Genomic DNA, 23,574 nt, shown 5'->3' with positions numbered 1-23,574 from the left:
AAAGGAGCCTTCCGGCTCCTTTTAATTTGTACTTTTCAAATATTCTAATATCAAGCTTTTATCTACTTCATTTTTTTCATTAAAAAAGAATCCAGGTATCTTCAAATAATTCTCTTTTCTAATAGGATTTTTTAAATATTCTTCTATACTTTTAAGATATCTTTTAGCAGTAATTTCCCATGTATAATTTTCTAAAACTCTCTTTTTACCTAATTCAGAATATTTATCAAAATTTTTCAATCCATCTAAAATACCTTTTTCTATATCTTTTATATCAAATGGATCTATCAATACCCCATATTTACCTTTATCAAATGATTCCATAGGACCGCCATTTTTAGTTGCAACAACAGCAAGCCCCACTGCTGCTGCCTCAATAGGAGCTAATCCAAATGGTTCATAAAAAGCAGGCAAAACAAAAACAGATTTTTTTCTAACAAAATATCTATAAGCGCTGGCTAATTCCTCTTGTCCAGGCACATCAAATAATGATACTTTACCATATAATTGATGATCTTCAACTATTCTTTTTATTTCTCCTATTATTTTTTGCTCTTTTTCAGATAATTTGTCCATATCCTTAAAACCATTCTTTAAACCTCTAACAAAAATAACCAGATTCGCCATTTTTTGAAGTTCTTTAGACCTTGCATATGCTCTAACCACACCAAGATGATTCTTTTTTTCATCCACTCTACTGGAAACAACTATATATTGCTTCTCTCTATTTTCTATATCTCTAATTAAATATTTTTCTATTTCATTCCAAAAATCATTATCTAATTCCTTATTTTCTGATGAAAATGTTTTAACATTTACTCCAGGTGGAATAACTTTAAACTTAGAGTCATCATTTATATCTATAGCGCCATTATACAGTTGATGCCCATACTGCTCGAATCTTTCAAGATTGGTACTTACTATATTAAATGCCGAACGATTCATGGAAACTCTTTCTGCATTTATTCTTATAGAAAAATTATATTCTTCATCATATCCATCAAAATTAAATTTATTTACTCCTAATTTATCCATTTTTTGCGCTCCTAAAGAATGTGCTGTGAAAGAAAATGGGATATGAGTAATATCTTCAAATATCGCTCCAGTAATCCCCCCATCTCCATAATGTGTTGTTACAAAATCTGGCATTTTACCTATAGAATCATAATATTTTAAAATGCCTTCTGCAAATTCTTTTAAATGTGGCCATAATAACTCTTTTCTCAAAAATTTATTTCCGCCAAAAGGTATTCTTATAATTCTCAAATTATTATATCCTTCATAATAATCAAAAGTTTCTTTAAACTCTGGCCAATTCTCATCAATTATTTTTCTTGTAAAAATATCCACTTCAATTCCCAATTTTGATAATTCCATAGCAACCTCTCTTACATATATTAACTGACCTCCAAAATCAGGATGTTCTGTTAATCTAGAACTGTTTTTATCAAAATTTCCCTGGGGATTAAAAAATGCTATTCTCATTTTTTCACCTCTTTTACTTTATAATATTTTAATGCACCAGATATATCATTTAATTTTTGGTTTACATTCGCGGGATAACCATAAAAACCATATTTCTCACATAAATTTATAAAGTCAAGAATTATCTTTTCGCTGGGATTTTTTTGATCATACACATAATCAGTAACAAGCACAAACTTTCCAACATTTTTAATTTTTAATATGTATTTAAGTCTGTTATTTACATATTTTTCAGAACGTTTTCTAGTTTTTTTATAAAACAAACTTTCTACTCCTATACCTGATATGGAATATAAATATTGATTATTCTTATCATATTTTAAAATATCTTCTGCATTTTGAGGAATTACTAAAAATACAGGATTCTTTTTTCTAGCATATTCAGCAATTTCAATTACAAACTTAATCATTTCAGAAGCTGTTGATTCAATATCATATCCATTTTCTGCCCAGAATTTATAAGAATCAATCAAATCTAAATATACTCCCATAAATCCTTGATCAATAATCTTATCTAAATAATCAAAAATTACATTTTTCCATTCATTATACCAATATTTCACTTTATAATTTCCAGGCCACCTGGGATTTTCACCATCTAGCCATGATGGTGGATTTTCATTCCATGAATCTTTCCAATAATATCTATAATCTTCAGCTTCGCCTATACTTAAATATGCTAAAGGAATTATATCCATATTTTTTAATTTATTTATTTCATCATGCGTAAATTTTTTTTCCTCTGTTCCATCTTTAGAATAATCTAAAATTGCAAATTTGGGTTTATAATTGCTAATTATATTATCAATATTAGGGCCATTTATTTGATAGATCATAGGAACTTCAATAATTTCCTTTTTAGGTATAAAAAAGAAAGATATAAGTAATATAAATACTGATGTTATAATAATTAATTCTTTTGACATAATTTTCACCTTATATTTCATATTTATCTTTTAATATTTCCCAATGTTCGATAGGTGTAATTGCACCAATATATTTTAATTTTTCCGCTGCAAAAGCCAGTCCTAATTTTGTTGATTCAATAATATTAAGATCATTCAACAATCCTGTATATATTCCAGACCAAACAGCATCCCCAGCACCTGTTACATCAATAACTTTTGTAGCAAAAGTTGGAATATTTTCTTCATATTTTTTATTATGTATCAAAGCACCATCTTTCCCTAGTGTAAATATAATATTCTTTATTCCATTTTCTTCAAAATATTTTATATAATTTTTAATAGTGTCTTTTCCAAAAATATTTTCTGCATCATCAAATGATGGTTTAGATATATCTATATAAGGCCCTAACACTTTTAAAACATCAATTATGCTATATTTATTATTCCATAATATTTTTCTATAATTTGGATCAAATCCTATTAAAATATTTTTTTTCTTTGCTTCTTTTACCAATTCATATATCTTTTCAAATTGTTTCGTTTCAGATACTGCCCATGATGATATATGGATAATTCTAATTTTTTCCAGATCTAAATTATCAGGAATTTCTAATTTTAATGATGCATTTCTATAAGCCTTAAATTCAGGTGTTTTTTTTGATTTATTGACAAAAACAATATCAGTATATATATCTTCTCTTTCCACTAAATAGTCTATTTTTACATTATTCTTTAATAAGAAATCTTCTATAAACTTGCCAAAAGGATCTTTTCCTATAGTTGATAACAAATGGCTTTCAATTCCTTGCCTAGCCACATTTATAGCAATATTTGCTGGTGACCCGCCAAAAAATTTTTGGAAAACGGTTGCATTATATAATGAATCAGATTCTGTTATCATGTCTATTAATACTTCTCCTATTGATAAAAACATTCTCTCCTCTCCTATTTATAAAATTTTTCTATTCTATCTTCAAATATATTATTATATTTATTAATATTTTTATTAAGAGCTTCATCGGGATTTATATCAACAACTTTTACTTTATCCCCTTTTTGAGGAAATCTTATAATTACCTCACCTTTCGGATTGGTAATCTGACTCATACCTGTAAAGATATTTGAGTTTAAGAGATTTACCTCTTCTCCCCATCTATTTGAGGTTACTATAAATACTTTGTTTTCAAGAGATCGTATTTTATTTGCTTCCTGGCAATAAGGCATTACCAAATTTGCACTATGTGCAATAATTTGTGCTCCTTTTAATGCAAGCGTTCTAAATGATTCCGGAAAAAACCAATCAAAACAAATAGCTAAACCAATCTTAACACCATTAACATCTTCAACCCAAAAACCGGTATCTCCTTTCTCAAAAAATAATTTTTCTTCATAAAACAAATGTGTTTTTCTATATATTTTATAGCTTCCATCATATTTAATAAGTATAGAAGAATTATAATATTTATTTTCATACTTTTCAACAAATCCAAAAACAATATTGGTTTTCTTAGAAATTGCAAAATCTTTGAACATTTTCACCGAAAAACCATTTTTGTCTTCGGAAACCCATTCAACTTCATTCTTTGTATTAAAAGTATATCCTGTAAAAGCTAATTCAGGGAAAACAAATAATTCTGCATCTTTATTCTCTATTAATTTTATTCCTTTTTCAACGTTTTCTTTTACTTGAAAAAGTTCTGGCCTAAATTGAACTAATCCTATTTTCATATTTTTTCACCCTTCAAAATTCTTTTTTCTGTAATTATAACATCCATTTTTATGTCATGTTCAAAAATTGGAAGTTCGTTTAAAATTTGAAAATCAAAAGCCACTCCTATTAAAAAACCTTTTTTATGATTTGAAAAATATCTATCATAATATCCTCCACCATACCCCAACCTATATAGTTTTTTATCAAAAGCTACTCCAGGTACCAAAAATATATCTATTTCTTTATCATAATATTCACCTATTGGTTCCATTATACCAAATTTTCCTTTTTTAAATTCATCAAAATTTCTAACTTTTATAAATTGCATACTTTTACCTTTTATTTTTGGAAATAATATATCTCTGTTTTTCAATAATTCAACCAAATTCAAAAGATTTACTTCTTTTCTAAATGGATAATACATAGCTATGCTTTGGAATTCAAAATCTTTAATAAAATTAAAAACTTTATTTATAATTAAAAAATTATATTCATTATACAACTTTTCCTCCAAATTTAATCTTTTTTCTAATATCTTTTTCCTTATCCCATCTTTCATTTTCTCACATCCATAAAATCAATGTGCATAATGCTTTTATTCATTTCAATTATATATAATCTATTTTCTCTATAGTATTTAACTATTTTTCCACCATTAACTTTTTTTATTATCTTTTTTGATTTTATCATAAAATATTTTGGAAATATAGTTGAATCAGGTAATATCACATTTAATCCGTTATTTTTCCAATAATATTTTACAGTCTGAATTAAATAATCAAAAAAATATGGATACGCTTCAGAAGCCGTTTGATTTCTTAACCATGGGAACTTCTGTTTTATTGTATCATAAAATGTTCTCAAATTATTATACATTTCATCCCATGATCTATTCTCAGGATTTCTATCTGTTGCAAATAAATCATCTGGATGTATAAAATGTTGAAATGTTCCAAAATTCGCCAAGGTATTTATAGTTGATAAATATATTCTTTTTAAAGGATAATAACCATATGTCGATCGTGGAATAACCACCACAAAATTATTTGTGATTCTATATTCAGAAAATTCATTTTTCCCTTCATATGATGTACCTATTGTTTTTATTGTTGGTATTGCTTTTAATAAATTTTTTGCTCCAAATTCATCTATAATATTGTTTGGTGCCACATAACTGCTTATAACTACAGGGTGCCCAAGTATTTCACTTATAAATCTTTTCGCCGCATTCAAACTTGATATAATATTTTCAGGATTGGCCCATCTATCCTTAGTTAAGGAATTATGATTATACCCATGAAGTCCAAGCTCAAAATCGGATTTATCAATTTCCCTCATAGCTTTATAAGGATTATTGTTCTTACTGACAAAAAACTCTGTAAATTCAAAAGGCGGAGTACTTGAACCATTATAACTCAATGGCGTAACAAACGTATATTTTATATTATATTCTTCAGCAAATACTTTTATAGATGGCCACCATATATTGTAATAATATTCATCATCTGTAATCATTTTATTATCAACTTTTGCTTTTTTTACATTATATGAAGGTAAAGGAAAATCATCTATATAAAAAATGAATGAATTTAATATACCAGCAATTGAAACATCCTGCATTTCTAAAATTGATTGTAAAATTAACCCTCTTAATTCTTTCACAATAATTCCCGGATATATATACCCCATATATCCAGAATCTACTTTTTTATACCATATTGCTGGAACTTTTATATCATTACCACCTAAATAAGCTAAAACTATATTTTCCTTAGAAAGGTCTATATTAAAAGAGATATTAAAATATCTTTCAATGATGCTTTCTCCATTTTTCATATTCCCAATAGGAAATAAATCTTTTACAAATATTATTTTAGATATACTAATAGATTCATTTTTTATTCCTTCTTTCCATGGTGTATTGGAAAGGAGTGTTGTAAATATAAAAGTTCCTCCATTTTCAATAAAATTTTTTATTGTTCGAGTTTCAACATATTCGGCATCTGTATCCCATATAATATATTTATATGGGATTAAATCTATTAAAGACAGGTTATAAAATTCATTTACATTAATAGATTCATAATTTATCTTTGCATATTCAAATATTTTATACAATTCTTGCTGTGATTTTAAATATTGCATATTATCAAACTTTGTTTTTATAATTAAAACCTTATCCTCAATACCAACTTTTTGATTAATTAAACTTGATATTATTTTCTCAATATTTAAAATAATATCACCTTTCTCATTTATAAAACTTCCAAATATTGCACCACCACCATTTTTTGATAATATTATCATAGGATATTCCATGTTATTATTTGCTTTATAGGATAATAAAATTTCATCATTATTACCAAAAACAACATATCTTTCAACAGGTTCTTTTAATGAAGTTGGTGGACTAGTTAAAAAATACTCTTTTTTATAATTAACTGTGTAATTTTTTAATTCACGATATCCATACATATAATGAATTCCGATTTTATTTAATAAATTATTTATTTCTCTAATGTCTGATGTTACACCTAAATTATTAAAGAAAAAGAAAAAACCACCATTTTCTACAAAACTCGATAATTGCCTTAAATATAAATGTGAATTTTTTAAATTTGGAGAATAATACCATGTAATAACACCAAAATATTTACTATTATCAATCCTATAATAGTTCATATCTTCTATATTTTTTAGTTCATAATTTATATGATATTTTTCTAAAATAGGTATTATATGGTATTTAAACATAAATTCTCCATATTGTTCTGATTTTTTATACAATAATAATAAATCCTTTTGCCCAAATAAAGTTATTGTCATAAGAAATATCAAGAAAATCAAAATATTTTTTTTCATCTCTCTTCCCCCATTATTTTTTTTATATCACTATATTTAATGTAAAAACCTTCTTCAACTGCTAATTTTTGTCTATAATATTCTATTTTAATTAAGTTTTGAACATTTTTAATTAATATTTTATAGCCTATAAAAGTCCCTATTGCAAATGCAAAGGAATAACTTGCTCCTAATGTATAATACCCAAATTTATTAATAAATATTATACTTAAAAGAAAATTTATCAAAAAAACGCCTATATTCAAATATAAAGCTATATTTCTAAAATCAAAATATAAAAGTAACAACATAATCATTAAGTAAAACGAATTCATCATAGCACCAATCAATCCAAGTCTTAAAACTGGTTTAAACATTTCTGACACAAAAGGTAATAAATTCATTTCATTCAAAAAAAATAATATAAGGGTAATAATTATCTGAACTCTTACTGTTAAATTTATATCGAATTTTAATTCCTTTTCCATATTTTTTTGTCTAATAAGAATTTCGGAATAGTTATAACCTTCTATAAGTGAATCATAAAATAATTTATATGTTTTATAAAATCTTGTTTCCAAAACCAGTATAAACATTGTAGCTGTAGGAATTATTGTCAGGTAAGCTAAGAACATCGGACTATCATAAATAAAAGAAAAATGAAAACCTTTTAATGGAATTTCTCCAAAATTCTTAGAATGCCATGTGATAAAATCATCAATCCACAATGCCAAATAATATGTAAATCCTATAAAAATATTTTGCCAATACTTCTTTATCTCTTTCATCCATTCGAAAGTTATATTCATTTCAGTTCCAAAATAAATTAAAGTTATCATATAATGAACGAACGTCCCAATATTAACCCCAAACGCATATCCCAAAATATATCCCAATGGATTATTCTCAGATCCAAAATAATTAGAAAGTATTATAGAGAAAAACCCCATAATCAAATATGCCATTATATACCAATTTACTGCATCTGTAGAAACAGAAGCTATAGAAATTATCCACAATGTTAATAAAGAAATGAACAAATAGGCAAAGGATAAAACAAACCATAATTCATGTTTGTTGAATAGAAAAAACACAAGTAAAAATAGAATTGTAAATAAAATAGCATATACCAGCATTCCCATCACTTCTGGTATAATTTTTTTATACTGTTTCATATAAATCAGATCAGAGATTCGCCTTGATTCAAACATAATAAATAATCCTGAAATTATTATAGAAAATACAAAAGAATATACTATAGCTATATTAAAATAAAGATTTGTAATTTTAAAAAAATTTAATATTATCCATAAAGAGATCGTTGTAATTATCCATGGGCCAGATGAAACCACCACAGAATAGGCAATAGCTAATAAATCTGTAGATACACCACCTTTATGGAACATTTTATTTAATCTAAAACCAACTCCAGCCAATTTATTTCACCACCGAAAGATACAAGTCACGATAATTTTTTATCATCTGTTCAAGTTTATATCTTTTTTCCACACGAATTTTAGCTATTTTTGATGCATTATATCTAAACTCATCATCCTCATATAATTTTATCATACCATTTGCTAATCCAACAAAATCTTTAGGTTTTACAACTATTCCCGCTTCTCCTATAATATCTTCTTTTGAACCATGTATCATTTCTGAACATGCTCCAACATCAGTAGTTACCACTGGAATCCCCACTGCAAATGCTTCTAGAATCACAAGTGGTTGCCCTTCACTAACGCTGGATAATAACAACACGTTTAGTTTTGGATAATACTCCAAAACATTTACTTTTCCAGTAAATTCTATTGTATCCTCAAGTCTGAATATATTTATCATTTCCTGACATTCTTTATAATATTCTGGTTCTTCATCTGTAGGCCCTATTATAAGCAATTTAAAATGCGGTATTTTCTCTTTCACCATTTTTGCAGCTTTAATTGCTGTTTTTATATCCTTAATTTCAACAACTCTTCCAACTAATCCAACTACATAAGGTTCTTTTTCTTTTCTATATTCTAATTTTGAAAATTTTTCATAATCAATTCCATTTGGTATTACATACATTTTAGATTCATCGTCACATAATTCTTTTTCAAATATTTGATTTTTAGAAAACAATGTTGTAATTTTTTTTGATCCTTTATATACCAAAGAACTAATTGTATTAAATAGCTTAATCCATGCCAATCTATATTCATCTTTTATCCATCCAGCTTTTAATACTTCTAATTGTCTTTCCCTATGGTATATACCATGCTCCGTCAATATTACAGGCGTATTATTTTTTATTCCATTCATAATAGCAGATATACCCGCATAACCAGTAGTTATTGTATGATAAATATCGCATTTTGGAAAATCTACTGTCATTGAATTTAAAAAAGGCAAAAGCATCGACTGTAGCGTCCAAAAATAATTGGTAAAATTTTCATACGGTATATATGCTTTATAAAACTCAAGCATAACTTCCCAATAAATTTCTGATTTTAAAATACTCGTAAAATCATAATTAAAATAATCATGAAAAAGTTTATATAATTTATCTGACATAACTTTCTCATCAAATGGATATTTTAAAATATCCTGTAATTTCTTACCAAAATCTTTTGTTATTTTTTGCTTTTTTGAAAAATTATATTTAGCAAATAAAAAATATTCAAAATAATCTACTACATTTTCAGAAAAGGTATATTTGGGTATTCTTATTTTTGGTACATCACCAATCTGAATTATACAAAATTCAACATCTTTCATGTTTTTTATCAAAGTATTTCCCCAACTTGAAACTCCTCCAGTAACATATGGATATGTCCCTTCAAATATTATTCCCACTCTCATATTATTCACCTTTTAATTTAAGATATTCAACTATTAACCTTACATCTTCTATATCTTTTTTACTAAATAAATAAGATACTTTTTTCAACTTTTCTGGATAAAAAAGATTTAATATAAACAATATCTGCAGCTTCTCAGTTCTAGATGACTTTCTTATTAATTTAATTAAAAACTTTTCATTATCAGAAAGCAAATACAAGCCCAATTTATTTTTAAAATTTAATTTATCTATAAAATCTTCAAATTTTTTTTCATTAGATAGTTGCTTAAAAGAAGTTATCAAATATTCATATTTTAGTTTTTGAGCATATTCAAGCGTATCTATATCTTCTAAAGCAAATGAAATAGAAATTAACTGATTTATTAAGAGTAAATCTTTATCTGTATAGCTTTTTTTATGTTCTAATTTTGTTAAAATTTCTTTTTGTCTTATATATGAAGACCTTTTGTTCCAAGGAAGATTTTTTACATAATCTGGATCAAAACTATAATTACTATTATAATTGACAATTATAATCACAGCTATTAATAATAAAGTCAATGCAAATAATAAATAATATGGCTGAAACAATTTTATTTTGAATTTCATTTTATCCCCCCAATAAAAATTTTATCGACTCATGCTCCGGAGAAAACCCCAGATCTATAAATTCAGAAACCAATTTTTGAACACTTTTTGGCTTTCTTCTTTTTATATAATACATAATAGCATATTCATATAATTCCTGCGCTCTAATTTTATTGATTTTTTCATTTAGCACTTCCTCTAAATTTTCATATTCATTCAAAGACTCAAGTATTCTTAACGTATAAACAATTAACAATGGACTTTCCGGAAACATTTCTATTGCTGTTCGTAAAATTATAGAACTTTGCCATAAGACCTCAAATTTATGTTCCCCTGCAAGAAATCCTGAATTAGCATAATAATATGAATATTTAGCATAATTAATATAATCTTCTAGTGTATTTAAATTTCCCATATAGTGAGAAATCTTGCTAATTAAATGATTTTCCAAATTTGTCAAAGCATCAGAAGCATATAAAATAACATCTGGGTGTGTATCCTCTTTAATAGCATTCCTGATTAAATTTATACCTCCAATAAAGTCTATTTTTTCTTCTTTTATAGAATTATATACCAGTCTTACAACATATTTTCGTTGATTGGGGTCACCATATTTTAATATGATATTAAACGGAGCTAAATCAACAGAAGAAAATCCGATATTACTTGTATCTACCAATTTATGTTCATAAAAATTAATAGGTTTATATAATGGTTCAATCCTTTTATATTGTAATAATAAAATCAAAGGATAAAAAGGAAATAAGATAAAAGCTAAAAAAGTTTTTATCAAAGCAGTAAAAAGTTTTTTCTCACTTAAATAATTAAATATAAATAAAATAAGATAATATATCGCCAATACAATAAATCCTAGATTATAATGATGAAATATAAATAAAAATATATCAATTATTCCTAATATTAAAGCTAATATTGTAAAAAAATAAATATATTTATTCATTTTCATTTTTCGAATATGCCTCCAAAATCTTTATTCCAGAATATTTAGAAATAATGTTTAAAACTCTTTTTAAACCTTTTTCAGAACAGGAAGTTAAAATAATTCTAAATTCTTTTTTTTCTTCATCTAAAAAAAGAAAATCAGTGTCTCTTATAAATGATTTTAATATATCTATTGAAATATCATTATTATATTCAGCAATTATCACTGAATATGGAATTTTAAATCTTTCCTTTCTCTCCTCTATCTTATCTAATATACTATTAAATTTTTCCATTGGTTTAAAAATCATATTCTCATTTTCTGTTAAATCACTCGATGCTAAAAGAAGCGTGCTTAACCAATTTGCTAAAATTTTCAAATAAATTTCAGTATTCTTATTTATTTTTTCCGGATCTATTATTTCAACTATTATAAAACCCAATATTTCTTCATTGTGTTTTACACTTACTGCCATAGCAGGTTCATATTCAAAATCATATTCCATCTCTGTTAAATATAAAACATTAGCATTTGCACTTCCAAATTCTTTAGCCATTGAAATAACAATTGATTTTTCCATAGGAAATGAATTAGGCAAAAACTGTGAACCTTTTCTCACTTTTAATCTTAAAAAATTATTTTTTCCTAAAGTATAAATAGATACTGTTTTAGCATAAATAAATTCTGATATAAGATCTATTGTTTCATTAAATATATCTTCTGAACTATTATATTCAATATCTTTTAGTTTTTCAACTAATAGTGACACCCCTTGTTTTTCCAAAACCAATTTATGTTCAAGGTCATCCGTAATGTTTTTATACTTTCGTATATCTTCTTCAAGAGATTTTATTTTTTCTTTTAATAAATCTATTTCTTCTTTCTGAGAATCTATTTTTTGAACATACATATCCCTAAAAAATCCTATAATAAATCCAAAAGCAAAAATAAAAAGAGGAACTTTTAAAACATCCCACGAAATTATTATTTTAAAAAAATCCTCTTTAACATTAAAAAATATTGATAAAAAAATATAAATAGCACTCAATCCGCCTGTAAACAAAGAAAAATTAATACCATATCTTATTGCAATAAAAATCGAAAATATAAAATATGGATTTGGATAAATATAAATATAACCAAAATATTTTCTATTTAAATCCAAAATAAACAACAAAGTTAAAATTATTATTATTTCAAAAACTGCATAAATTTTAGTGCTTTTCATTTTCCATCCCCCAAAATTCCATGTTTTGCTTTTATAGAATATAAGTTAGCATATCGAACAATATTCTTCTCTGTTTTATAATCTATATTCATAAATTTCATTCCATATATTTTTTCACCATATATATTTTCACCTACAAGTCTAACAGCCCTTGTATTTATTTCTTTTAATATTAAATTATCATCCATAATTAAAGTCTTTATAATATATTCTCTTTCCTCAGCCAGATATTCTTTTACAACAATCTGCATTCCACCAGCACTAAAATCCCTTGTTTCAAAAGGAATTAACTTATTTTCTTCATTATCTATTAATATTCCTTCTCTTATTATTGGTATTCTAAAAAATAATCTTTTCTGAATTTTAAAAGCAATTTTAGGTAAAAAAACTGTTATTTTTTCTTTTTCAATTTTCAACACACTGGATTTTATCATTATATTTGAACCATTTTCATATACTCGTATATTCAATTTTTCTCCTGTATATAATTTAATCCTTGAATTTCTATATATAGGAGGCAGTATCTGTGCATATTTACCTAAAAAATTTAATAATATCACTCGACTATTACCAATAATATGTTGATGCGGTAGCTCTACATCAACCAAATCGCCAATAGATAATATCTTCTTTACTTTTATTTTTTCTATAAAAACACTTTCATTATGCTTCATAATTCTTCTCCTTTTTATCTTTAATTTCAAAGTTATATATATAATATTATAACATATCCTTCCAGGAAGTGCTAAAAAAGTATGTGACTACTATTAACATTTTTTGTTGAATATATTTTTAGAGTACAAATTTTATACTCATTCCTAATTGAATTTTTGTTATGAGTATAATTTTTATACTTACATGGAACATATGTTCTATATAAATACGGTTGGCATAGTGTTGCTTATATGTAATTATGGCATTCAATTATTTTAATTTAAAATAAAAAATTTTAGGAGGTAGAAAAATGAATAAAGTAGCAGTAACAGGGTTGGGTACCATTAATTCAATAGCAAAATCAAAAAATGAGTTTAAAGAGAATTTAAAAAAGATGACTATTGGTATAGACCATATAACTCAATTTGATACAACAGACCATAAAGTTAAAATTGCAGGCGAGGTAAAGGATTTTGACCCAGTTTTATATATGGATAAAAAACTTGCCAGAAGATATGATAGATTTTTACAATTCGCTATAGCAGCTACTAAAGAAGCTTTAGAAGATAGTAATCTTGAAGGTGAAGAATGGAAAGAAAATGCCGCTGTAATTGTGGCTTCTGGAATTGGTGGATTTAAAACATTATATAAAGAATTCCAAAAAATGGAAAAAAAGGGCCCAAAAGTTGTAAGTCCATTTTTAATACCAATGATGATCTCGGATATGGCGTCTGGAGTTGTCTCAATAGAATTTGGTTTAAAAGGACCTAATTTCAATACAGTAAGCGCATGTGCTTCTTCTTTACATGCAATTGCAATGGGAAGTATGTTAATTAGACATGGATATATTGATGTTGCTATTGTTGGTGGAGCAGAAGCTACTATAGACCCAATGCCAATAGCAGCTTTTGCTAATATGAAAGCTTTATCTACAAGAAATGATGATCCAAAGGGTTCTTCAAGGCCTTTTGATAAAGAACGTGATGGATTTGTTATGGGTGAAGGAGCCGGTATAATTATTTTAGAATCTGAAGAACATGCTAAAAAAAGAAATGCAGATATTTATGGATATATTGAAGGATTCGGTATGAGTGGTGATGCATATCATATTAGTGCACCTGACGAACAGGGAACTGGAGCTGCTAAAGCTATAAAATTAGCTTTAAAGGATGCAAATGTTGAACCAGAAAAAATTGATTTAGCAAACTGTCATGCAACTTCAACCCCAGCAGGAGATATTGCAGAAACCAGAGCTTTAAGGAATGCTTTAGGTGAACACGCTAAAGATATTTTTATTCAAGGATCTAAAACACTATTTGGACATGCACTTGGTGGAGCAGCTGCAATTGAATTTGTTGGACTTGTTTTACAAATGAAAGAAGGATTCATACACGGTATGCCAAATTTAGTAGAACCAAATGATGAATTAAAAGATTTAAAAATACCCAAAGAAACTATTGATTTTAAAGCAAAATATGCAATTAAAAATGCTTTTGGATTTGGAGGACATAATGTTTCAATTGTGTATAGGGGTTTATAAGGAGTTGATGCGAAATGAAAATTGGAATTGTAACTGATAATACCTGTAATTTACCTACAGATTTTTTAGAAAAAAATGACATTGGATATGCATCTCTTTATATTTTGAGAGAAAGCAAACATATAAAAGCTGTAGATTTATGTCCTACTACATTTTACGAAGAACTAAAAGTAGGTTCATATGTACCTTTAACTTCTCAACCATCTGTAAAGGACTTCGAAGAAGTTTATAGAGATATGTTAAAAAGATATGATTATTTGATCACGCTCACTATTTCAGAAAAATTAAGCGGAACCTTAAACTCAGCAAGACTTGCGGCATCTATAGTAGATGAAAAAAGAATTTTTACTATTGATACCAAATTAACCAGTTTTGGCTTGGGATTTTTAGTATTAGAATTAAAAAATAAAATTGAATCTGGAATTTATGAAATAGAACAATTATTGGAATATGCACGAAATTTTTATACTACAGTGAAAACTATTTTTAGTGTAACCAACATTGATTATTTATATAAAGGCGGAAGAATTGGAAAAGCAAAAGCATTAATGGGCGGTTTATTAAATATGAAGCCTATTCTCTCTTTGGAGGAAGGTGAAATAATACCGGTAAAAAACTCTCGAGGAATTAACAAAATGATAAAAGAAGTAGTAAATCAATCTCTCGCCAGAATAGACACTTTAAGGTTAAAAAAAATTGCTGTTATTCATACAAGCAACCTAAAGTATGGTGGATTAATAATTGAAGAACTCAGAAATAAAGGAATTCATGATGATGATATCATATATTCTCTACTTGATCCTGTAATAGGTACTCATTTAGGTCCAGATGCTGTGGGGGTGATTACACAATGGGAATAATGAATATTGATGAAATAATGAAAATACTACCACATAGATATCCATTTTTGCTTGTCGATGGTGTTATCGAAATAACTGAAAATAAAATAATTGCATATAAAAACGTTAGTATAAACGAACCTCATTTTCAAGGTCATTTCCCGGATTATCCTATTATGCCGGGCGTATTAATAATAGAAGGATTGGCACAAACTGCAGGATTATTATTGATGAAAGATTTAAAAGAAAATTCTATACCTTTATTTCTTGGAATTGATAAAGCAAGATTTAAAAGGGAAGTTAGACCAGGAGATAAATTAATATATGAAATTGAAGTAATTCAAGAAAAAATGGGTATGTTCAAATTAAAAGCGAATGCTAAGGTTGAAAATAAAACCGTTACCAGTGCAGAATTAATGGTTGGAATAAAGAAGGGATAATATGCACATATCACAAATTAATGCTTTTATCCCAGAAAAAAAATTGGATAATCAAATTTTAGCCAAAAAATTCAATGTCTCTGAAGATTGGATATATAAAAGAACTGGTATAAAAAATAGGTATATATCTGAAATAGATGTATTTCAAATGGGAATAAAAGCAGCAGAAGTTTTAGATATTGATGGAGTTGATACTGTACTATTCGTTTCTTCTGTAGGAGCACATTATGTTCCTTTTTATGTCAGAATATTTGAAAAATTGAAGATTAAAAATTCACGTTATGGTATTGACGTATCAAATGGATTTGTGGGTTTTGTAACCTCATTACATATTGCAGATGTCATGTTCAGAGAAAATATTGCAAATAAAATTTTATTAATAGTTTCAGAAAAATTATCAGATCTTGTCGAAGAAAATGATATCAATACTGCAATTTTATTTTCTGATGCTGCTGTTGCTATGATTTTGGAAAATCATGACAAATGTATTTGCGATCATAGAGTTATGTATGATTCAGAATATTTAGATGCTTTAAATATAAATGAAAATAAAAAAATTATAATGGATGGTAAAAGAGTATATAAATTTGCTGTAAATAATATGAAAAAGATGTTATCACAATATATTAATGATTATGGTAAAAAAATTATTGTCCCCCATCAAGCAAACAAGAGAATATTAGAAAGCGTCAAAAAAAACTTTAATGATTTTGAATTTTTAGATATTATAGAAAAATATGGAAATACTGGCGCTGCAAGCATTCCTTTGACTTTATTTAAAACTTATGGAAATACCAAAATTTCATTAAAAGATCATTTACTTATTTCAGTTGGTGGAGGAATGACAACATCAGCAATAACCTGGAGGTGCAACAATGAATAGAGTAACAGAACTACTTAATATCAAATATCCTGTTTTAGAAGGTGGAATGGCATGGGTTGGAACAGCAAAATTAGCCGCAGCAGTTTCTGAAGCTGGTGGCCTTGGAACCATTGGTGCTGGAAGTATGACCCCTGATATTTTAAAAGAATCTATTAAGACAATAAAAACATTAACTGATAAAACTTTTGCTGTAAATATTATATTAGTAAACCCTTATGCCGATCAATTAGTTGAAATAGTAAAAGAAGAAAATGTTCCTGTAGTAATTTTTGGAGCTGGTAATCCAGGGAAATACATTCCTCAATTAAAAGAAAAAAATATAAAAGTTTTAGCTGTAGTTTCATCAGAAAATCTGGCTAAAAGATTAGAAAAAACTGGAGTTGATGCCATTATTGGTGAAGGAATGGAATGTGGAGGACATATAGGTGATGTCTCTACTATGGTTTTAATACCAAAGCTCGTTGATGTTTTAAATATTCCTGTTATTGCAGCAGGAGGTATTGCTGATTTAAGAGGTGCAAGAGCTGCTTTAGCATTGGGTGCTGAAGGAATTCAAATGGGAACAAGATTTGTCGCTACTCATGAATGTGAGGCACATGAAAATTATAAAAAATTAATTTTAAAAGCTGGCATAAGAGATGCTATTGTTACTGGTGCATCAATTGGGCATCCAGCAAGAGTCATAAAAACAAAATTTGCTAAGAAGATAAAGCAACTCGAAGTTGCTTCACCAGAAGAAGCAGAAGAAATGCTTGTCGGAAGTTTGAGAAAAGCCTTTATGGATGGAGACTTAGAAAATGGATCTTTCATGGCTGGACAAAGTGCTGGATTGATCAATGAAATAAAAAGCGTTAAAGAAATTGTTGAAGAATTTGGCGAAGAACTCAAAAAATATTTTGAGAGGTGATAAAATGATAGCATTTGTCTTTCCAGGTCAGGGATCTCAATCTCTTGGAATGGGAAAAGAAATTTTAGAAAAATATCCTGAATATAAAAAGTATTTAGATAAAGCTTCTGAAACCATTAGTGTAAATTTAGAATCTATTATTTTTGGAGATGATGAAAAAACTTTAACTCTAACAGAAAATGCTCAACCTGCATTATTGACTATTTCATATATAATGTATATGTATGCAGTTGAAAAATTAAATATTATTCCTGATGTTGTTGCTGGTCATTCTTTGGGCGAATGGACAGCATTAACAACGGCAGAAGTTATCTCTTTTGAAGATGCTGTAAAATTAGTCCGCCTTAGAGGTAAATATATGAGTGAAGCTTGCCCCCCTGGAATTGGTGGCATGGGAGCAGTAATTGGATTAAATATAGAAAATATACAAGAAGTCTTATCTCAATTTAATAATGTTAATATTGCGAATCATAATTCCCCAGAACAAATTGTAATTAGTGGTGAAAAACAAGAAGTTTTAAAAGCCCTTGAAGTACTAAAAGAAAAAGGTGCAAAAAAAGTTGTTGAATTAAACGTGAGTGGACCATTTCATTCAAAACTCGTTGAACCCGCTCAAGAAAAAATGAAACATGAATTAGAAAATATTAAATTTAATAACCCAAAATACAAAATTATACAAAATTATATTGGTGACTTAGAATATGATCCAGAAAAAATAAAAGAAAATATAATTAAGCAAATTACTGGAACAGTAAAATGGGTAGATAGCATTAGAAAAATGAAGAAAATTGGGGTTACTCAAGTATACGAAGTTGGCCCAGGAAAAGTTCTTACTGGTTTAGTAAAAAGAATAGATAAAAGCTTAAATCCAAAAAATATATTAAAAGTATAAATATACAAAATCACAAGACAGCCAAAAATATAATCCCAGAGCTTCTGGGATTATATTTTTTCTAAAATCTCTATTAATTTTTCTTTTTTTATAGGAATAGCTAGAAAATCTTTAGCGCCATTTAATATAGCTTCTTTAACGTATTTTTTTCCGAATATGAAGAGGTCACAATTATTTTAGCTTCTGGATCATTTTCCAATATAAATTTCATTGCTTCTAGTCCATCCATCACAGGCATTATTAAATTCATAAATACAATATCCGGATATATTTTAAAGTACATATTTATAGCTTCTTTCCCATTTTCTGCTTCACCAATAACATTATATCCAATCTCCTCAATCATATCTCTGATAATTATTCTATCAAATCTCGAATCATCAACAATAAGGATGTTATACAAAATATCACCTCACATTAATCCCTCAAATAAATTAACCTGATTTTTTTCAGGCAATCCTTTTAACATACCTAGTTTTCTAAACGTTTCAACTGTTGTCTTATTAATACCAGTTCTTTTTAATAAGTCTTCAACTGATAAAAACTCCTTCTCTTGTCTTGCTTTTACTATACTTATAGCAGCTTTTTCTCCTAAATTTGGAACTTTTATAAAAGGTATTCTTAGTTTATTGTTTTCAATGATAAAGTTTTTAGCATCTGATTTATATATATCAGGAGGCAAAAATCCAAAGCCACGCAATAGCATTTCATAAGCTAATTCCAAAACAGTTAATTCGTTTTTTTCTTTTACATCTAGAGATTTTAATGATTTCAAATCAAAAATTCTTGCTCTAATAGAATTTCTACCTTTCAATATTATTTCTGTATTAAATTCATCACCTTTAACTGAAAAATATGTAGCATAAAATGCCAATGGATAGTGCACTTTAAAATATGCAATTCTAAATGCCATACTTACATATGCTGCTGCGTGAGCTTTTGGAAATAAGTATTTTATTTTTTTACATGAATTGATAAACCATTCTGGAACATTATTTTTTTTCATTTCATCTTCATCTTCTGAGGCTAAGCCTTTACCTTTTCTTACCTTTTCCATTATAAAAAATGAATGTTTTTTATCCAATCCTTTTTGTATCAAATAATTCATAATATCATCACGACATGCAATAACCTCGTCAACCGTGGCTTTTTTTGCAGCTATTAAATCTCTCGCATTATTTAACCACACATCTGTTCCATGGGACAAACCTGAGATTCTTACAAGTGCTGCAAAAGTTTTTGGCTTAGTTTCTTCAAGCATTCCTCTAACAAATTGTGTTCCAAATTCTGGTATTCCCAATGTTCCAACAGTTGTTCTTAATTCAGAACTCAAATCTACACCTAAAGCCTTTGATGATGAAAAAATCGACATGGTTTCTTTATCATCCATTTTTATATTTTTGTATTCTACACCTGTCAAATCGCTCAACATTTTTAAAAACGTAGGATCATCATGTCCCAATGCATCTAACTTTACTAAATCATCGTGAATAACATGATAATCAAAATGAGTCGTCATAGTATTCGCTTTTCTATCATTCGCAGGATATTGAACAGGAGTAAAATCGTAAACCTCCATGTTTTTAGGGACAATCATTAATCCGCCTGGATGTTGTCCTGTAGTTCTTCTTGCCCCTTCAATCTTTTTAGCTAATCTTATTATTTCTGGATTTTTCAAATCTCCTGCATATTCTTCTGCATACTTTTTTACATATCCATATGCTGTTTTTTCTGCAACTGTTGATATAGTACCTGCTCTAAATACGTGATCAACACCAAACAATTCCTCAATAAATTTATGTGCTCGCGATTGATATTCACCAGAAAAATTCAAATCAATATCGGGTACCTTATCTCCTTCAAAACCCATAAATGTTTCAAAAGGTATATCCTGACCATTCTTTTTCATTTCCATTCCACATTTGGGACATTTTTTATCAGGCAAATCATAACCAGAATCGTATGATCCATCAGTAATAAATTCACTATATTTGCACTTTGGGCATACATAGTGAGGTGGCAACGGATTAACTTCTGTTATTCCCATCATTGTTGCAACTAAGGAAGATCCTACAGATCCTCTCGAACCAACAAGATATCCATCATCATTAGATTTTTTTACTATTTTTTGTGCCATCAAATACAATACTGCATAACCGTGATTAATAATAGATTTTAATTCTCTCTCTATTCGAGATTTCACTATTTCTGGCAGGGGATCACCATATATCTCTTTTGCTGTTTTCCAGGATAATTCTCTTACTGTATCATCTGCACCTTCTATTATAGGTGGATGCAATTTCCCTTCTAATGGTTTAATTTCTTCTATCAAATCTGCTATTTTATTGGTATTTTCAATCACTATTTCTTTAGCAATTTCTTCATCCTCAAATATTTCATAAGCTGCTTCCAACATTTCTTTAGTTGTTCTAAAATATTTATTAGAATCATATATTTTTTTCTTTTTACCTTTAGTAGCTGAACCTATTATTAATGCATCTCTAGCTTTTTTATCTTCTTTATTTAAATAGTGAGCATTCCCCGTCATTACTACTGGAATATTATAGCTTTTTGCAGAATTATACAAAAGCTTATAAAATTCTTTTATTTTATTTTTATCGACTCCATTATGTTCAACACTATCAAGAGGCTGTATTTCAATATAGTCAAATAAACTAATTAATGAATTTATTTCATCAATAGATGCTCCCTTAGAGTATTCTTCAAATATTATATTTTTGGTACAGCCACTACCTATTAAGAGTCCTTCTCTATTTTCAAGCAACTCATTTAATAAAATTGTAGTATCTCTATAAAAATATTCTGTATGGGCTTTGGATATCAATTTGTATAGGTTTTTTAATCCCGTTCTATTTTTAACAAGGACAGCGGCATGATATTTCCTTAATTTTTTAAAATCTATCATTTTTTCTAAATTAATTAATTCATTTAATGTTTTAATGCCTCTTCCTTTAGCTTTTTCCAATAATTTTAAAAACGCATATGCTGTAACTTTGGCATCTTCATGTGCCCTGTGATGTTCAAAATTTCCTAATCCCAATGCTTTTACTACTTTATCAAGTGAATGACCACCTTTTAAATTTAATAAAGCTCTTGCCATTGCAAGAGTATCGACATATGGCATTTTTATTTCAATATTTAAAACTTCTTTAGCCCACCTTCTTAAAAATCTATAGTCAAAATTGGCATTATGTGCAACCAAGACAGAATCAGTTATAAATTCCATAAATTCTGGTAAAATTTCTTCAATTGAAGGAGAATTTTCCAACATTTCGTTCGTAATTCCAGTAATTTCTTGAATTTTTTGGGGAACATTCTTATTTGGTTTTATCATTTTATGAAAAACTTCTTTAATTTCTCCATTTTCTATTTTAACAGCACCAATTTCAATTATCTCCTCAACATTTGGGTCAAATCCTGTTGTTTCAAAATCAAAAACTACAAATTTAGAATTAAATTTTATTTCTTTTGAAAAATTGTTTATAATCGAAACTTTGTTATTAACCACATTAATTTCACAACCATATATTGGTTTTATATTATTTTTTTTCGCTACATTATAAAAAACAGGTATAGATTGAACTACCTCATGATCTGTAATAGCTACAGCTTTATGCCCCCATTTTGCCGCCGTTTTTACCAATTCTTCAACATCTAAAACGGAATCAAGTGCACTAAATTTAGAATGTGCATGTAATTCTACTCTTTTTACCTCTGCATCATCTATTCTTTCTTTAGGTGGTATTTTTATGATATTATCTGGAATTATTACATATTCCTTCTGATATTCATCATAGGTTATTCTTCCTTCAACCTTTATAAAGTCTTTTTCTTTTATATTTGCATTTAGTTTTTCTGCAGAATTTTTAAATGCTTTTATAGTAATAGAATCTGTATTATCAGTAATAAACATTGTTAAAATAATAGCTCTATCATTATATTCCTTATAGAACACTTCACCTTCCACAACTACTTTTGAAGTTTGATACATTATTTCACTTAGCCTTTCAAGAGGAATAGAAACTTTTTTAAAATTATTTCCCAAGATAATTTCATCATTATTTAAATCACTTTTTTCATTACTTTCTGTATTATGACCCATAGAAATTATTGATTTAAGATTTTTATCATTAGCCTCTTCATCATAATCCTCAATTAATTCATAATCGTTATTTTCTATTTCAGTATAATCAATATTCAAGGATTCATCAAAAAGGAATTCATAGTTTGGCGAATATCCCAAACTTCTATTCAGTATTTTATCTATAATTTCTTTGTTTTTCTTTATTCTTTCAAGAGCAAATCTATTTGAAACTCTAAATATTAGTTCATTATCAGAAACATCAGGTAACAAAAAACGAAGATAATTTTCTTCTTCATTACCCTTTATTAAATCTATCCAATTTTCCAGAATATAGTTTAAATCCTTTTTTATAAGCAAGACAAATTTAACCGGCATTTTCATAAGCCTTGAAAAAAACCTTTTTATATTTTTTTCTTCATTTTCACTTAATGGATTATAAAGCTTTAGAAGAAGAAATTCATTTATTTCTATTTCACCTTGAAGATTAAAAGGGTCAAACCCTAATTTTGAAAGCAAAAAATCTGAAATTTTCATCGAAAGACCTCCTGAAAGAATATCATCATTAACTATACCATATTAATTTTAAAATTAATATGTCAATTTTAAAAAAAGACATCTTAAAAGATGTCTCAGAATGTTGACAAAATAAAATATGAAAAAATAATATGAGAGAATCCTTGAAAATTCCCAAACTTTCGCTTCGCGAAATTTTAAATATTATAATTTTAAATATTATAAACTAAAATATTGCTTTATTTATAACCTATATTAATTATTGTATTTTTT

The 23,574-nt window shown here is 27.3% G+C and carries 20 protein-coding genes; 6 read left to right on the top strand and 14 right to left on the bottom strand.

The features are described from left to right. Positions 1-21: 21 nt before the first annotated feature. Genes JRV97_RS07350 through JRV97_RS07295 form a run of 12 tightly spaced genes read right to left on the bottom strand, consistent with a single transcriptional unit; the run spans position 22 to position 13,202 of the window. Positions 22-1,485: a glycosyltransferase gene (locus JRV97_RS07350; protein WP_280997629.1), complete on the bottom strand. Its 1,464-nt coding sequence runs from the start codon at positions 1,483-1,485 to the stop codon at positions 22-24. Further along, positions 1,482-2,411: an MJ1477/TM1410 family putative glycoside hydrolase gene (locus tag JRV97_RS07345; protein ID WP_280997627.1), complete on the bottom strand. Its 930-nt coding sequence runs from the start codon at positions 2,409-2,411 to the stop codon at positions 1,482-1,484. Before JRV97_RS07345 ends, JRV97_RS07350 begins: the two co-directional genes overlap by 4 nt. A 10-nt stretch (positions 2,412-2,421) precedes the next feature. Next, complete coding sequence (locus tag JRV97_RS07340) at positions 2,422-3,327, bottom strand: carbohydrate kinase family protein (protein WP_280997625.1); 906 nt, start codon at positions 3,325-3,327, stop codon at positions 2,422-2,424. Between the two features lie 11 nt (positions 3,328-3,338). After that, positions 3,339-4,121 carry a nitrilase-related carbon-nitrogen hydrolase gene (locus JRV97_RS07335; protein WP_280997623.1) on the bottom strand — a complete coding sequence of 261 codons (783 nt, stop codon included), beginning with the start codon at positions 4,119-4,121 and terminating at the stop codon, positions 3,339-3,341. Next, positions 4,118-4,663, bottom strand: coding sequence for a 5-formyltetrahydrofolate cyclo-ligase (locus tag JRV97_RS07330; RefSeq protein ID WP_280997621.1), 546 nt, complete (start codon positions 4,661-4,663; stop codon positions 4,118-4,120). Before JRV97_RS07330 ends, JRV97_RS07335 begins: the two co-directional genes overlap by 4 nt. Beyond that, the gene (locus JRV97_RS07325; protein WP_280997619.1) at positions 4,660-6,966 is read right to left on the bottom strand and encodes a DUF2194 domain-containing protein; all 2,307 of its coding nucleotides are present in this window, start codon (positions 6,964-6,966) and stop codon (positions 4,660-4,662) included. The genes JRV97_RS07330 and JRV97_RS07325 overlap by 4 nt, the downstream gene beginning before the upstream one ends. Then, on the bottom strand, positions 6,963-8,381 hold the full coding sequence (gene pelG, locus JRV97_RS07320) for an exopolysaccharide Pel transporter PelG (protein ID WP_280997618.1): 1,419 nt from the start codon (positions 8,379-8,381) through the stop codon (positions 6,963-6,965). The genes JRV97_RS07325 and pelG overlap by 4 nt, the downstream gene beginning before the upstream one ends. A gap of 1 nt (position 8,382) precedes the next feature. Then, positions 8,383-9,789, bottom strand: a complete 1,407-nt coding sequence (gene pelF / locus JRV97_RS07315; protein ID WP_280997617.1) for a GT4 family glycosyltransferase PelF — start codon at positions 9,787-9,789, stop codon at positions 8,383-8,385. Between the two features lies 1 nt (position 9,790). After that, positions 9,791-10,378 carry a hypothetical protein gene (locus tag JRV97_RS07310; protein WP_280997616.1) on the bottom strand — a complete coding sequence of 196 codons (588 nt, stop codon included), beginning with the start codon at positions 10,376-10,378 and terminating at the stop codon, positions 9,791-9,793. Position 10,379: 1 nt separating this feature from the next. Next, a complete protein-coding gene (locus JRV97_RS07305; protein ID WP_280997615.1) occupies positions 10,380-11,324 on the bottom strand; it encodes a hypothetical protein in 945 nt (314 codons plus the stop codon). Then, positions 11,311-12,528 carry a hypothetical protein gene (locus JRV97_RS07300; protein ID WP_280997613.1) on the bottom strand — a complete coding sequence of 406 codons (1,218 nt, stop codon included), beginning with the start codon at positions 12,526-12,528 and terminating at the stop codon, positions 11,311-11,313. The genes JRV97_RS07305 and JRV97_RS07300 overlap by 14 nt, the downstream gene beginning before the upstream one ends. After that, positions 12,525-13,202: a PilZ domain-containing protein gene (locus tag JRV97_RS07295; protein ID WP_280997611.1), complete on the bottom strand. Its 678-nt coding sequence runs from the start codon at positions 13,200-13,202 to the stop codon at positions 12,525-12,527. Before JRV97_RS07295 ends, JRV97_RS07300 begins: the two co-directional genes overlap by 4 nt. 290 nt (positions 13,203-13,492) lie before the next feature. Between JRV97_RS07295 and fabF the strand changes: the two genes are divergently transcribed. Genes fabF through fabD form a run of 6 tightly spaced genes read left to right on the top strand, consistent with a single transcriptional unit; the run spans position 13,493 to position 18,683 of the window. Beyond that, on the top strand, positions 13,493-14,722 hold the full coding sequence (fabF, locus tag JRV97_RS07290) for a beta-ketoacyl-ACP synthase II (protein ID WP_280997609.1): 1,230 nt from the start codon (positions 13,493-13,495) through the stop codon (positions 14,720-14,722). Positions 14,723-14,736: 14 nt separating this feature from the next. Further along, positions 14,737-15,582, top strand: coding sequence for a DegV family protein (locus JRV97_RS07285; protein ID WP_280997607.1), 846 nt, complete (start codon positions 14,737-14,739; stop codon positions 15,580-15,582). After that, the gene (gene fabZ / locus JRV97_RS07280; RefSeq protein ID WP_407081578.1) at positions 15,582-16,001 is read left to right on the top strand and encodes a 3-hydroxyacyl-ACP dehydratase FabZ; all 420 of its coding nucleotides are present in this window, start codon (positions 15,582-15,584) and stop codon (positions 15,999-16,001) included. The genes JRV97_RS07285 and fabZ overlap by 1 nt, the downstream gene beginning before the upstream one ends. Before the next feature lies 1 nt (position 16,002). After that, entirely contained in the window at positions 16,003-16,884 is an 882-nt protein-coding gene (locus tag JRV97_RS07275; RefSeq protein ID WP_280997603.1) for a 3-oxoacyl-[acyl-carrier-protein] synthase III C-terminal domain-containing protein, read from the top strand. After that, positions 16,877-17,791 (top strand): nitronate monooxygenase, encoded by a 915-nt coding sequence (locus JRV97_RS07270; protein WP_280997601.1) that lies wholly within the window; start codon positions 16,877-16,879, stop codon positions 17,789-17,791. The genes JRV97_RS07275 and JRV97_RS07270 overlap by 8 nt, the downstream gene beginning before the upstream one ends. A 4-nt stretch (positions 17,792-17,795) precedes the next feature. Next, positions 17,796-18,683 (top strand): ACP S-malonyltransferase, encoded by an 888-nt coding sequence (gene fabD / locus JRV97_RS07265; protein ID WP_280997599.1) that lies wholly within the window; start codon positions 17,796-17,798, stop codon positions 18,681-18,683. Positions 18,684-18,804: 121 nt separating this feature from the next. On the opposite strand, the gene JRV97_RS07260 is transcribed toward fabD, so the two are convergent. Continuing rightward, positions 18,805-19,086: a response regulator gene (locus JRV97_RS07260; RefSeq protein ID WP_280997597.1), complete on the bottom strand. Its 282-nt coding sequence runs from the start codon at positions 19,084-19,086 to the stop codon at positions 18,805-18,807. A 9-nt stretch (positions 19,087-19,095) separates the two neighbouring features. Further along, entirely contained in the window at positions 19,096-23,322 is a 4,227-nt protein-coding gene (locus tag JRV97_RS07255) for a PolC-type DNA polymerase III (protein WP_280997595.1), read from the bottom strand. Between the last annotated feature and the right edge of the window lie 252 nt (positions 23,323-23,574).

It is taken from the genome of Marinitoga aeolica, assembly GCF_029910535.1.
Classification (GTDB): domain Bacteria; phylum Thermotogota; class Thermotogae; order Petrotogales; family Petrotogaceae; genus Marinitoga; species Marinitoga aeolica.
Note: the sequence above shows the minus strand (reverse complement) of the source record. Positions and strands in the feature narration are given on the sequence as shown.